General features: G+C 38.2%; 10 protein-coding genes and 2 pseudogenes. 2 read left to right on the top strand and 10 right to left on the bottom strand.

The window, feature by feature from the left end:
* Positions 1-78 precede the first annotated feature (78 nt).
* Positions 79-2,778 carry a YhgE/Pip domain-containing protein gene (locus G7084_RS02435; RefSeq protein ID WP_166009733.1) on the bottom strand — a complete coding sequence of 900 codons (2,700 nt, stop codon included), beginning with the start codon at positions 2,776-2,778 and terminating at the stop codon, positions 79-81.
* Positions 2,779-3,347: 569 nt separating this feature from the next.
* A protein-coding gene (locus tag G7084_RS02430) for an IS3 family transposase (protein ID WP_166009179.1) occupies positions 3,348-4,417 on the bottom strand; the annotation gives its coding sequence in 2 pieces (ribosomal slippage) (positions 3,348-4,201 and positions 4,201-4,417; 1,071 coding nt in all).
* 242 nt (positions 4,418-4,659) lie between these two features.
* Between G7084_RS02430 and G7084_RS02425 the strand changes: the two genes are divergently transcribed.
* Positions 4,660-5,346 (top strand): hypothetical protein, encoded by a 687-nt coding sequence (locus tag G7084_RS02425; protein WP_166009731.1) that lies wholly within the window; start codon positions 4,660-4,662, stop codon positions 5,344-5,346.
* A 92-nt stretch (positions 5,347-5,438) separates the two neighbouring features.
* On the opposite strand, the pseudogene G7084_RS02420 reads toward G7084_RS02425, so the two are convergent.
* The 8 genes and pseudogenes from G7084_RS02420 to G7084_RS02385 form a co-directional block, all read right to left on the bottom strand.
* Positions 5,439-6,391, bottom strand: a pseudogene (locus tag G7084_RS02420) (beta-galactosidase small subunit).
* Positions 6,372-8,263, bottom strand: a pseudogene (locus G7084_RS02415) (glycoside hydrolase family 2 TIM barrel-domain containing protein). Before G7084_RS02415 ends, G7084_RS02420 begins: the two co-directional pseudogenes overlap by 20 nt.
* Positions 8,264-8,465: 202 nt before the next feature.
* On the bottom strand, positions 8,466-9,185 hold the full coding sequence (gpmA, locus tag G7084_RS02410; RefSeq protein ID WP_166009729.1) for a 2,3-diphosphoglycerate-dependent phosphoglycerate mutase: 720 nt from the start codon (positions 9,183-9,185) through the stop codon (positions 8,466-8,468).
* A gap of 85 nt (positions 9,186-9,270) precedes the next feature.
* Positions 9,271-10,293 (bottom strand): NAD(P)/FAD-dependent oxidoreductase, encoded by a 1,023-nt coding sequence (locus G7084_RS02405; RefSeq protein WP_166009727.1) that lies wholly within the window; start codon positions 10,291-10,293, stop codon positions 9,271-9,273.
* Positions 10,294-10,313: 20 nt separating this feature from the next.
* Entirely contained in the window at positions 10,314-11,138 is an 825-nt protein-coding gene (locus G7084_RS02400; RefSeq protein WP_166009725.1) for an SseB family protein, read from the bottom strand.
* A 245-nt stretch (positions 11,139-11,383) separates the two neighbouring features.
* Positions 11,384-11,710, bottom strand: coding sequence for a winged helix-turn-helix transcriptional regulator (locus G7084_RS02395; protein WP_166009723.1), 327 nt, complete (start codon positions 11,708-11,710; stop codon positions 11,384-11,386).
* A 39-nt stretch (positions 11,711-11,749) separates the two neighbouring features.
* Positions 11,750-12,253 carry an HD domain-containing protein gene (locus tag G7084_RS02390; RefSeq protein ID WP_166009721.1) on the bottom strand — a complete coding sequence of 168 codons (504 nt, stop codon included), beginning with the start codon at positions 12,251-12,253 and terminating at the stop codon, positions 11,750-11,752.
* Between the two features lie 93 nt (positions 12,254-12,346).
* A complete protein-coding gene (locus G7084_RS02385) occupies positions 12,347-13,114 on the bottom strand; it encodes a TrmH family RNA methyltransferase (protein WP_166009719.1) in 768 nt (255 codons plus the stop codon).
* Positions 13,115-13,341: 227 nt separating this feature from the next.
* On the opposite strand from G7084_RS02385, the gene femX reads away from it, so the two are divergent.
* Positions 13,342-14,355: a UDP-N-acetylmuramoylpentapeptide-lysine N(6)-alanyltransferase gene (gene femX, locus G7084_RS02380; RefSeq protein ID WP_166009717.1), complete on the top strand. Its 1,014-nt coding sequence runs from the start codon at positions 13,342-13,344 to the stop codon at positions 14,353-14,355.
* Positions 14,356-14,389: the final 34 nt, after the last annotated feature.

Below are 14,389 nucleotides of genomic sequence, written 5' to 3'. Positions count from 1 at the left end.
GCTGCGTGAATTAAAAAAAGGCCGAAACAATTAAGTTTCGACCGATCAAGCATATATTAATTAACTTGAAGTTATTACCTATTTTTCAACTGCTTGTAATGCTTGGTTATTATCCAATTGAGATTTACCAGCTTTTCCGTGCTTTTGCAAGAAGTACATTCCAAGCCACAATAATAGAACTGAAATAACCATAAAGATGCATAAGATACCAATTGAATGCCAAACCTGACCAACCCCTAATCCAGATGTCATCGCTTGACGCAATCCAAGAATTGAGTATGTCATTGGTAGGAATGGGTGAATGACATTATAGAAATTGCTTGTCATTTCCATTGGGAAGGTTCCACCAGAACCACCAAGTTGTAGCATCAAAAGTACCATTGCAAGGAAACGACCAGGGTTATCAAAGACCATTGATAGGAACATAACGATCGCCATCGAAGTCAATGAGAAAATAATCGTTACCATAAACATCTGTACTGGATGCTCTGCCTTTAATCCAGCCAACATCATTAAGAGTGGCTCAATCACTGCCATTGCAATTGCCATAATCGTTCCGATTGTCACCTTACTGAAGAACCAAGCCGTAGCTGATTGCCCCGGAGTTGAAACCTTACGAATTGGGAATGCAAAGTTAAAGACAATTGCTCCAACGAACAAAGCAAGCGACAAAACATATGGTGCCAAAGCATATCCATAGTTTGGTACTGAACTATACTTCGAATGTGATAGTTTAGCAGGTGAAACGAATTGCTTAATATTACGGTCTGTAATCTTAATACCACCCGCTTTATCAGCTCCTGCTTGAAGAGCTGAAGCTAAGGTTCCGTTTCCATCCTTCAATTGGTTCGCACCATCTAGCAAAGCGTCAGAATTATCTGCTAATTGACTCGTTCCAAGGGCTAATTGATCAACCCCAGAAGTTAGGGTTGGAATTTGAGCTTGTAATTGACTCAATCCACCATATAAGATATTGGATCCAGCAGCTAATTGACTAACACCAGACGTCAATTGTGGTACTTGTGCATTTAATTGACTCGTTCCAGTAGCTAATTGTTGTGAACCATTAGCTAGTTGGCTAACACCAGACATCAATTGTGGTACTTGTGCATTTAATTTCTTCGTACCGTCTGCCAACTGTTGTGACCCTGAAGTTAATTGACCATTGTTAGCTGTTAATTTAGCAGATCCCTTAGTTGCCTCAGAAACACCACCAGTATACTTTGCCAAACCGGCTTGTAAGGTAGCTGATCCATTAACAGCCGTTTTCAAGCCATTATTAAGTTCGTCCATACCAGCAACTAATCCCTTTGGAGCATTAAATTTTTGACTCAAAGTTTGAACTTTTGTCAACAACTCCTTAGTTTGATCAAGATTAGTTTGCATTCTGGTTAAGTCAGCAGAACTAATTTTGGAATTCATTTGAGTTTCAACACCAGTTTTAATGTTGTTCCCGACGGCTGTCCCATACGCTTGATATGATTTTTTTGATGCTGATTCAAACGCCGTTTTTTGTTCAGCTGTCAATGGATTACCAGCATCAGCCATGGCTTGCTCTACATCACTAATATACGTCGAAGATGGTGTGGCCATCACTGAGATTGCTACCAATCCGCTCAAAGTTTTGTCCAAATTAGCTAACAATGGTGTTAACTCATTTAACTTATCTTGCATAAATTGAACTTCACCTAATGAGTGATCAAAAGGAACTGCATTCAGTTCGCCCTGAATTTGCTTCAGACCATCATCCAGTTGTTGACTTCCGGCTTGTAATTTATTTGAACCATCACTTAATTCTTTTGCACCTGAGTTCAAATCACTATTATTAGCATTTAATTGGTTTAGTCCCCCATTAAGATTCGAAACACCCTTGGTGTATTCACTTAATCCTGAATTTAATTGACCCGCTCCGCCAGCCAATTGGCTCGCTCCACCAGCTAATTCACCAGTTTTACCATTTAAGGTTTGCAATCCCGCATTCAATTGACTCGCTCCGCCAGCCAATTGGCTCGCTCCACCAGCTAATGCGCCAGTTTTGCTGTTTAAGGTTTGCAACCCATTATTCAAGGTACTTGAACCACCCGTTAATTGATTAACACCACTAGCCAAAGGAGAAACCCCTAGCTTCATAGTCATAATTCCATCATTAACTTGAGCTACTCCCCCAGTATAAACATTTAACCCATCAGATAGCGCGATTGAACCATCATTTAACTTTTGGGCTCCCGTAGCTGCATCTTTAAAGCCTTTTCCAGCTTCCATCACCTGATCGAACATCACCTTCGTGTATGCTGTGGTGACAGCTTCTTTAACTTGACTATTTAATTGTGCAGCCCCAGTATCACTGACCACTGTGGCAATATAATTCAAAGAATCATTCGTCTTGTATTTGATTTCCATCTTTTTAGGATGAGCATCTAATACAGTAGCAGCGTTAGCAGAGAAGTCCTTGGGAAGGGTCACAACTGTATAATACTTTTGCTCCTTCACACCTTGATCCGCTTGCTCCTTAGAAACAAAGCGCCATCCCAATTGATGATTATTCTTCAATTGTTTGACCATATCGGCCCCGGCATGCATATTTTGACCTTGGTAGGTCACTGGCTCATCTTCATTCACCACCGCAATGGGTAAGTTTCCCGTACTTCCATACGGATTCCAAACTGAACGTAAGAAGAACACACTGTATAAAAATGGAATAAACATAATTGCAATCAGTGATATTCTAATTAATCGGTTTGCGAAGATAAATTTGAATTCATTTTTAATCATCTTCATGATTTGTTACTCTGTCCTTTCTCACACTTAAAATTGATGTTTGTTTTCATCATAATCAACAGCTTAGTCCATTTTATTCCAAAGATCAAGTGAGAATTCTATTACACTTTTTGAACTCTTCTAATTGGCAAAACGTTATACATCAACCCTTCAGCGGTCGAAAACAACCAAATTAAAACGTTTTTATTATCGAAATATTCGTAAAAATTATATTTCGATAATGGTAGCGTTTCGGTGCAAAAAACGGTGTGAATAATATTTATTAGCTAAATGAATTGATAAAAATAACAATAGATATCATTATACCGCCAAATGAACGAACTTCATATCACAAATTGATGATTGCTGATTTATCTTTCAATTAGTTTAAACTTTGAAAGAGGGCTCCTATGTCAATAATTCGGACATAAAAATACGAATAAATTTTGAAAAACGTTTTAATTATTTAACGTACTGGTAAAGTATGTGATTTATCTAAAAAAGTGCATCCTTTAATGTTTCCATGCCATTCTAAACAACCCGTCTATACTTATCGTTTTAAACGGGATATTAATATGATTTATTTGTAGCTACGCTACAAGGGAAATTCGATCACTGTTATACCAGCGAATATAGCTATCAATGCCAGCTATTGCTTCATTAATTGTCTTAAATTCTTGAAAATTAATGTATTCACGCTTCAAAATTGAGTGAAAGCTCTCAATTCTTGCGTTATCACCAGGTTGTCCTTTACGAGAATAAGAATGCTTAATCCCAAAACGAGTTAAAGTACTTTCAAATAAATCGCTTGTATACTGACTCCCCATATCGCTATGAATAATGCTTGGTTTAACAGACTTTACTGCGACTTGATTAATGACGTCGGTTGCTAATTCCTTAGTCATATGACTTCCAACTTTATAAGAAATAACCCGCCGGGTTACGGGATTGTACACACTAGCTAGATAAACCCAAGTATTTTTAACGGGAATATACGTAATATCTGTTAAAAGAATATTGGATTGATCAGGTAATCCTTTAATTAGATTTGGTCGTTGATCATATTCAGTATGTGTTTTAGGCTTATTAATTCGTTTAGTCATCCTAGACCTAATTTTTAAAGCGTACATCTGTTTATAAACCATACGCTGGCTAATTTTAATTTTTAACTGACGATTTAATAAAATTGTTAATCGCGGGTATCCATACATAGGATATTTTAACCATGCATCTAATACCTTTTGCTTAATGAAATTGCGACGAAGAAGGGTTTTACCAGGCTTCCAATGTATATAGCCATAATAAGTCGATCGTGGAATTCTGAGGACGTTCAAAATTTTAGTAATGCGGTGCCCAACCTGTAGATTGTCATTAATAATTTTTAAGGTAGGAATACGTCCTTTGATGATCAATTTTTCGCCATAAGCACCGCTGCTCGTTTTAAAATATCAAGTTCTTCTTTTAGTTGTTTATTTTCTTTAATCAATGCCCTTTCATTTGCTGACAATACTTTCGTATTGTTAGGATCGGCTTGATTAACCCATTTAGAAACCGTTGAAACACTAACGTTGTATTCTTTTGCTAATGAATTAGCTGAACGACCAACTTTATGCAAGCTTACGATCGATTCTTTAAAGTCATTTGAATATTTGATAACCATAATAAAAAGCTCCTTTATGATGTATTATATCGAACAATTTGTCCGTAATTCCATCATAGGAGCCGAGCCTTACTGATCAGACAGTTTGTAAATATATAGGAAGTAACGTACTTACTTAACCACTTAAAGTTTAAATAATTATATATTTTTATGAAAAAAACTAACGAAAAGCATGGAGTACGCTATAATGAAAAGCAAGATTTGAAAATCTAATTTCGATTTAAGGTAACAGGTGATTTTACATGACTGATGAACAATTCCAACAATTAAAACGCTACAAGGAGCTGTTGGATGTAGGCGTCCTAGCACCCAGTGAATATGAAAAATTAAAAGATCGCTTTTTGCAAGTAGAGATGATTGCTCTGGATCTAGAACAAGCTCAAAAGCCCCAGCCCATTACGGAGTCTCGTAATAAAACTCAAGCCCGCCAAAAAAAAGGGTTACCCTGGCTTAAGTGGTTGCTTTATTTATTACTACTTCTCCTTCTTTTGCTAGGTGGTTATGCGTATTTGCAATGGCATCAAGATAATGGCAAAAGACTCATCCAAAAGAATGAGCAAAATGCAGTTGCTCAAACCCAAACATCTACCAAAAAAACAACTAAAGTGGCAAGTTCAACCAAGAAAGAGTCGGCTGATACATCAAGCGCTAGTTCTACTACAGCTGATTCAACTTCGGAAACTACCGCAGTAGATGCCACAAGTGCCCAAAGTGCCTTGACTCAAAATGATACAACTGGCGTAGCCTGGACCTATCAGAGTGATACCGGTAATGGCTTTGTATTCGTCGGACCAACGAATGAAGATGGTTCATATTCCAAGGCTTTGGTCACTGATCGTGCTGACGGACAGAATGTTGAGATTCGAACTGGAACTGTTGATCCTGAAAATGGTTGGACGGTGAGTGATGATGTTACCGTACCTTGGTAGTAATTAGTTAATAAAAAAGAGTTTCTTGGCGCCCATTTTTTAGATGGTAGACCAATTGAAGCTCTTTTTTATTATCAGTAGATTCAAGGTTACTATTCGAGCACAAATTCAAATTCATGATCTTCTTCACCAGAAATTCGGTACTCTGATAGAACATCTGCCCCCCAACTATCAATTCCACCGACACCGCGTACCGCGCCTAAAATACTGAGCACCGTTTTACGTGGCAAAGGTAGTTCTTCTTGATGGGTTGCATTTTCTAATTCTGCGGCTGTATATGGTAAACAACTAAAAGCAAAGGTTTGATTCGTTTGTCGGATCTTTAGTTGGAATGGTTCAGTCAAGCGTACGACATTGTTTTTTGTGGTGGTACGTTCTATAGTCAGATCCTGCGTTTCCATGTGGACCCCATTATCTTGTGGAATCAAATACGGTGTTACCGGCAACCCTTGGATATGATAGGTTCCAAATTGACCCCTTGTTTGCGATCAGGATAAGTTTCACCTGACAAACCAGTATATGTAAAACGATTAGCTAAGGTTGGAATCAAAAATCGTACGCCAAAAACTGGTAAATCAGGTAAGCCCGGCTGACCAAAATAATGCACTTTGACGGTCAGTTGACCAGCAGTATTAACGTGATATAGAATTTCTACTGTTGTTTGGGGCTGAACTGCCAATTGGTATTCATATAAAATTGCCACTTCGTGCGCCACCTCATTACCAAAATATTGATTATTTGAGGGTGCCATTGGCAATGTAATCGCTTGTTGATCAACCCAAATGGCTTGAACCCTTCCCTGCTGAAATAAGTCAGCGCCTAACCAGGCAGCTGATTTTTGAGCAAATCCTGCTCCGCGATCATTATCTGTCGTTGCCCGCCAAAAAATAGGTTTAACCGGTTCTGATAGCCACTCTCGTTGTGCGATTCGAATCGACTCTAGCCCTTGTTTATCATAACTAAATAAATATTCATGATCCAAAGTAGATACCCCTAAACCGACATCGCCAAAAACAAGTTTTAATTTACTCTGTATATTTGCCATATTGATATGCTACCTCCTGCATAGCTGGTTTAACTCGCCGATTCGCAAATAAAAGTCCATCTGCACTAAAACCATAGTCTGACGGCCGGTCATCAAAATCACCCCCATAACGTAAGACTCTCTGTCCAGAAATTTCATCTTCTACCCATAGGGCTTGATCAATATAATCCCAAATAAATCCACCCGCATAATTATCAAACTCATCAAAGAGTTGCATATATTCTGCAAGACCGCCCAAAGAATTTCCCATATCATGCATATATTCACATAACATAAAAGCTTTTTTAGGATTTTGTTGTAAATAGGTCCGAACTTCCTTGGGACTCGCATACATTCGACTCTCAAAATCGGAAATTTGATCTTCAAATTGCCGGTCCCAAACCACTCCTTCATAGTGCACTAACCGGGTTGGATCCACTTCATGATAATAAGCTTGCATAGCCGCTAGATTGGTGCCTACAAATGATTCATTTCCAAGCGACCAGAAAAGAATCGACGGATGATTTTTGAAAATTTCATAATTTGTTTTAGCACGATCTAGCACAGCCGCTTGCCAAGCTGGTAAACTACCAGGTACGTTATATGAGGGTTCCAATTTCCCCATTTTTTGCCACGATCCATGCGATTCTAAATTAGTTTCCGCCATCATATATATTCCATATTCATCACAGAGCCGATACCAACTAAGTTGATTCGGATAATGCGAAGTTCGAACAGCATTAATATGATGCTCTTTAAATATTTTCATATCCGTTAACATATCAGCAATTGTTATTACTCGCCCGTTTTCCGCATTCCACTCATGTCGATTAACACCTAACAATTTTAAACGTTGACCATTTAATTTAAGAACTTGTTGATCAATTTCAATTTTTCGAAAACCAAAGGACGTTGTAGCAACCTCAATGAGCTGCCGCTGACTGTCTCTGATAATTAATTGCATTTGATATAGTTGAGGTGTTTTATGATTCCATAACTGCATATCGTAAAACTTGATTTCAGGTAATGTAATTTCCTGATTTAGATTGGGCTGACCTTGAAAAACAATTTCTCCTTGGGGATTAATAATTTTAATCTCTAACTGATGATTTTCAAAAGTGCCCGCCATTTTAAATTGCCCAGTTAATGTGCCACTTTGGTAATCTGTATTCACCCTTGGAGCTAAAGTCATATCGATAACATGTACTTCCGGCTGTAACAATAGCGTGACATCTCTAAAAATACCAAAAAAACGAAAAAAATCCTGATCTTCAATAAAACTTGCAGTACTGTGTTTAAACACCTGAACAATGATCTCATTTTCACCCGTTTGATCCAAATATGGGGTTAAATCAAATTCAGAGGGCGTAAAGCTATCTTCTGCATATCCAACAAAGTGACCATTTAACCAGAGATAAAAGACCCGTTCTACACCCGCAAAATTAATATGAACTCTCTGTTGCTGCCAATCCGGTGCAAGGTGAAAAAACGACGATATGTACCGACGGCATTATCTGTTGCTCGGCTAAATACTCCCGGTAATTGTTCATCCTGTTGCGTAAAAGGCGGGCGGCGATAGGTTCGAGCATCCCAGGGGTATTGTGTATTAACATACTGAATCGGTGCGTAATTAGCTAACTCAATATGCTTGGGAACCTCAATAGATTCCACAACAGTAACTTTTTCAAAGTCTGGGACCGTTAGTTGAGCTGGGAGTTGCTCCAGTTGATCCTGATAATAAAAATCCCAAGTTCCGTTTAAACTTTGCATCAGTGAACTTTGTTGTTGATGAGTTTCAATTAGGTTGCGATAAACTTGATGATCACTATGTGCTGGGAGTTGATTGACACGAAAAATTTTTGGATCATCTAACCATGCTAATTGTGGTTGCATTTCAAACCTCCATCCCGTTTCCATAAAATAAACACGTTCAATGTAAGCGCTTACCTTGCGCTAATTCCCAGTTTATCACGCTTTGATAAATTTGTATAATTTCAAGGTACTTGCGTTAATTGGATTCAAATGCCAAATTATTATACAAAAAAAGCATTGAAATACTCACGTATCCAATGCCTAATTCTTTTATCTGTTTTAATTAGTTTTCACTAGTCAAAACATCCTTTGATAGAACTTTCAAATCTTGGTCAAAATCGTAAACTAATGGTTGACCATTCGCAATCTCAACACCCAAGATATCATCATCTGAAATATTTTCAATATGCTTAACCAAGGCACGCAATGAATTACCATGTGCAGCAATCACTACATTTTTCCCGGCAGCCAAGTCCTTTGAAATATTAGTTTCCCAAAATGGCAAAACACGTTCCAAAGTAACCTTCAAATTTTCTCCAAATGGTAGTTGACCTTCTGGAACATCTGCATACCGACGATCAAAGGCAGGATAAGTCTTTCCCAAAACTTCAACAGTCTTTGTTTGCTCCGTCAAAAGAGGAGGTAATACGTCATATGAACGACGCCATTGATGCACTTGTTCATCCCCATATTTAGCTGCAGCATCAGCCTTATTCAAACCTTGAAGGGCACCATAATGCCGTTCGTTTAAACGCCAAGACTTAGTCTCTGGAATAAACATTTGCCCTGCTTCTTCCAAAGCATAGTGCAAAGTCGTGATAGCACGAGTCAAGACTGATGTATATGCTTGGTCAAATTCGATTCCTTCTTTGGCCAACATTTCCCCAGCAGCTTTAGCTTGTGCAATTCCTTTATCTGACAACTTAGTGTCAACCCATCCATTAAATAAATTCAATGCATTCCATTCTGATTGACCATGACGAATTAAAACTAATTTAGCCATTAATAAATACCCTCTTTCAAAAATTAATATGTGAACATTATAGCAAAATTTTGTGTCGAATGCGAATAATTAGATTTTATATCCATTATTTTTCGATATGCAGCTGCCCGTCTTTGATTTTAATGCTTGAAGAATGTAACACCCCTTGATGGGTTTGAAGATATTGATCAATAATTGTATTAATGGCTACAGGGGCGTCCCCAAATCCTGTTACAATTAATTCCGCTTTGTGTTCAAATTCAGCGGCATCCCCAATTGCAAAAACCCGTTCAACTGAAGTCCGCATATTTTGATCAACCACCATTTTTTGGCGAGCCATTACCGGATCAATTGACCAACCTTCAACAATTTTATTCTCAGACTGAAACCCATAGCTAACAATAATGGCATCGGTCGTTAGTTGTCTCTCTTCATGGCCGCGTGTGGTTTGTAAGTCTAATTTGAAACTTTGATCCGCTTGTCGCGCAATGCGTTGAATAGTATATGGTGTCATTTTATGCACTTTATTTTCTGCCAAAGTCACCAAAGCATGTTCCAAAGCCCGAAAATTATTCCGTCGATGAACAATGGTTACATCTTTTGCAATCGTGCTCAGTTGATTGGCCAAATCAACCGCAGAATCTCCGCCCCCAAGCACCGTGACCCGTTGATTTTTAAATTGCTGTAAATCTTGCACAAAATAATATAAACCATGATTTTCAAAATTTTGTTCTAAATCACTCGTCAATCTTCGAGGTTCAAAAGCACCTTTACCCGTCGCAACTAGGACAGCAGCCGCTTTAAAATCAATTTGTCGATCCGTTTTAACCAAGACCGCCTCAGTGAGATTTGAAACATTTGTAACGGTTGTTCCTAAATATACTTCTGGTTGTAGCTGTTCCATTTGAGCTTGGAGTTGACTCGTTAAATTAGTTCCATCTAATCCTAACCAGCCGGGTACATCCAAAATTTGTTTTTGGGGATATAAATTTTGAGGTTGTCCACCAGTAATATCAAGACTTTCAATAAGAACGACATTTAATTCTCTCAATCGGGCGTAAAATGTCGCAAACAGGCCCACGGGACCGGCACCAATGATTACTAAATCCACTTCTTTGGTCTTCACCATTTTAGCCACCTTTTCTGATTTTACATTTGATATTGATAAAAAGCTTGGAATTCACTCAAATCTAGACCAGCGATTTCTTGGGTTAAGACTACTTCACCGGTGATTTTTTCACCCAGTGTCTTGGGGAAGACGTCCTTGAAATTTGGAATTTGGTCCTTCACCTGGCCCAAGTCCGGTCCATCTAATAGTAATAAGAAACGTCCTTGTCTTCCGCCAGCTCCCTGCATCCAAAGAAGATACATTTTATCCACAATTCCCTTTGCATCATCTGCCAAGCCCATTAAATTAGCTTGTAATTTCGTTGGTACTTCGTCGGGAACCCGGATTTCAATCGCTTGATCAGTACCTGGCTCTGAATTTTCCATCATATTTTGAATGGGTTGTGGCTCACCTTGATGATATTCATAATTTTGCATTAAATATTCAATATTATCGCGACTAATTTGCAATGTCTCTTGCGAAATAAACGGATTCATGACTAAATTTTGTAAAGTAGCATCTTTTTTAAACATTTCAATAAATTGAGTAAATGGAAATTCTACCACCATAATATTCTGTTCCCAATGATCAGGATTTTTTTGATAATTTTCATTATCTGTAAAGATTGGTAAAAAATTTTCTTCATTTGGATCGATCAATGAAACAAAAGCTAGCTGTTGACCAGCTGCTAAATTCAAATTTCCCTCTGCATCAGGAACCAAATTCTCCGGAGCTTGGACTGGGACTAAAAAATGCGCATTCAAAAGGGCCAATTCAAATTGTGTTTGCAATTCAGGGGTCTGAACCGTTTTAAAATTAGCAAATGCTGTTTTTAGCTCAGTGTTATCTAAATTAATGACTGTCATAGTTGTCTCCTCGTTTTTACGTTCCTTCCCATTTTAGCATGAAAATATGAACTCATCGTATATTTAAAGCCAGAGTTGCTGTTAAAATTTTCGTAGTTCTATTCCTGAATCGTTTTTGCATTGAGTATCATCAATTCGACCATCCATGATCTTTTAAATTATTATTAACAAAAAAACAAACTCCAAAATTAAGGAATTCGTTTCATCTAAAATTAATTTAATTTGCTCAATACTATAGTCGAAAACTAATTGTACTGGTCAGCCCAAGTATGAATCGCTGACATCATTGGACGCATTGCCTCACCCCGTTCAGTTAACTGATAAGCATGGCGCGTTGATTCCGATACAGGGATTCTTTCAATAATCTGGGCTTCTTCAAGTTCCTTCAGACGTTCGACTAACACGCGGTCGGAACATGTTTCAATCGCCACAGCCAAGTCTTTAAAGCGTTTGGGTCCATCAATAAGGAGCACCTCAACAATTAAGCCGTTCCATTTACGACCTAATATTTCAAAAGTGGCAATAAACTTTGGACAAATACTAGCCGCTGTTTTAGTTTCAGCTGATGCCATTATGATTCTCCTCCTTAATGCACTCACGTTTTTAAGTTATTACAATTCACGTTTAATCCAATGTAAAGTTTTCAAGGCTTTAAAACGATCCACAACCGGATTAAAGAAATCCATCACTGCAGTTTCATCATCCACCAAATTAAGTAAAAGACTCTCCCAATAATGAGGCATTGCCCATGTGGAACCCCACATATGTTTCAAAATGATATCTTTTTCCATATTTGATAGGGGCGTTATTTTTTCAGCATTTCGCAGACTTACCCGCGGATGAATAAAAGCATGCGTTCCAAGTTCAAATTTAGTTTCACGCCAATCATAATAAAACAAATCATGTAAGATCCCAGCCCGGGCCAACGCCGTAGCATTCAAACCCAACCGAAGTCCTAAACGATAGCTCCAATATGAGACCATAATCGAATGCGTTAAACGATCCGAATGATGATGTTGTGTATAATTTGCCAACTCTTGTACGGCTGGCTGCTGTAATAAATCATCGACAATATCGCGATAAGCGCGATCACTCTGCCAGGCATCTTTTTGCACGCTTTGCCTCCTCGTTAGCAATGTTAAAAATATAACATTGTCATCTTAGACCATCCACTAGCTCAAATTAACTTCTATTAAATCATTTTAAAATTAATGCTTCAGGGTAAACATCGCTACCCCAGCTGCAACCCCTACATTCAAAGATTCAGCATGACCACTCAGTGGAATATATAAGTTTTTACTTGTCATATCTGCCAAATCATCAGCCATACCCTGACCTTCATTCCCCATCACCAGCGCAAAGTTTTGTGCTGGGATCGTTTCGAAGATATTTGCTGCTTCTGGATTTAATTGCGTTCCATATACTTGGAAATCATTCCGAACAAATTCAGGAATCCATTCGTGTAAATCACCATTTGCTAGCTGCAAGTGGAATTGTGATCCCTGCATAGCTCGAACGGCCTTAGGTGAATAAGGATCAACAGATCCTTGACCAAAGACGACTCCTGTAAATCCAGCTGCATCTGCCGTTCGGATCATTGTACCGACGTTTCCTGGATCTTGAATCGCATCCAAGAATAGCCATGCTCCTTCATGAATATACTTTGGTGCGCGATTAAAGTTTGGTAAGGAAACTTCAGCAAAAATTCCTTGCGGAGTTACTAAATCTGATAGTTTTTTAGCAATATCGTCGTAAATTACAAAAACGGGAACCCCAAGGGGAAGTTCTTCTTGATGTAATTCATACTGACTTTCGGTCGCAATAATCGCCCGAATCTTCCCATCAGCGTGAATCGCCTCTTGAACCAGGTGCCAACCATCTAACAAATAAGTTTGACTAGCTTGACGTCCTTTTTTCGTTTGTAACTTGGCCCATGCTTTAACACGGGCATTTTGATTTGAGTTTATTTTTTCCATAATCTTATTATACGCTATCCGTCGGCTAAACCCTAGGATTACTTACTTTACATCCGTTAGATCCAGATCGAAAAAACGGTTACAATGTCCCCTCTGCCCCAAAAATTATATTAAATCTACCTAATCAACTCTGACCAAACTCTTTACAAATTAAGACATATTTCCAATTTAATATTGATATTATGCTAAAATTAATTACTATAAAATACAAAAGAAAAGAGATTATCATGCCAGTTTTAGATTTAAATGATAGTGTTGCAGTTGAAAAATACCAAAATTTTATTCAAAATTCAGAATTTGGAAGAATTACCCAAGATCTTCGCTGGTCACATGTTAAAAATAATTGGGAACCACGTTATGTCTATTTAACCGATGCAACCGGAGCGATCACAGCTGCTATGTCCATGCTTTTGAGCACGGTTTCAAATGGTAAAAAGTTTGCGTATGCTTCCAAAGGACCAGTTGTAGATATTAATAATACTGAAATGCTACTAGAACTGGTTGAAGAGGCCAAAAAAGCTTTAAAAAACGATAATGTCTATCTTCTTCGCTTTGACCCTGAAGTCGACTTTTCACAAGAATTGAATGATACTTTACAAGTCCATGGCTTTGTTACACGGAACCGTAATGTTGATGCATTAGGCATGCACGGTACCATTCAACCACGTCGAAATATGGTAATTGACTTAACAGAATGGCCTGATGCTAAAGAAACCTTTGACCTCTATCCATCAAAAGTAAAAAGTAAACTCAAGCGGCCAATTCGCGATGGGGTTACCGTCCGATTTGGAAACACAGATTCTGAATTAGATGCCTTTTTCACCTCATATTCTGAAATGGCTAAACGTCATGGTATTTCATACCGCCCAAAAAGCTATTTTGAACGACTCCTCGCTTCATTTGGTGACAGTGACGTAATGCGAATTTATTTAGCTGAACGCGAAGGTGAATTATTATCAACTGGGATTGGCTTTAACTATGGTAATAGAATCTGGTATATGTACGCCGGATCTGTGGATGGAAATACTTATTATGCCCCTTATGCTGTCCAGACAGCCATGATTCAATGGGCCCTTGATGAACATTTGGCGGCTTATGATATGGGTGGAATCGGCGAGGCAGATAATTCTGATGGATTATATGCTTTCAAGCATAATTTTGTCAAAGCTGAACCACGTGAATATATTGGTGAAATTGATGTCGTCTTTGATGAAGCAACTTATCATGAGATGGGCTACTAATTGTTCGAGCTATGTAAATAAAAAAAGCTTACCA

This window comes from Weissella coleopterorum, assembly GCF_011304355.1.
In the GTDB taxonomy this organism is placed as follows: Bacteria; Bacillota; Bacilli; order Lactobacillales; family Lactobacillaceae; genus Weissella; species Weissella coleopterorum.
Note: the sequence above shows the minus strand (reverse complement) of the source record. Positions and strands in the feature narration are given on the sequence as shown.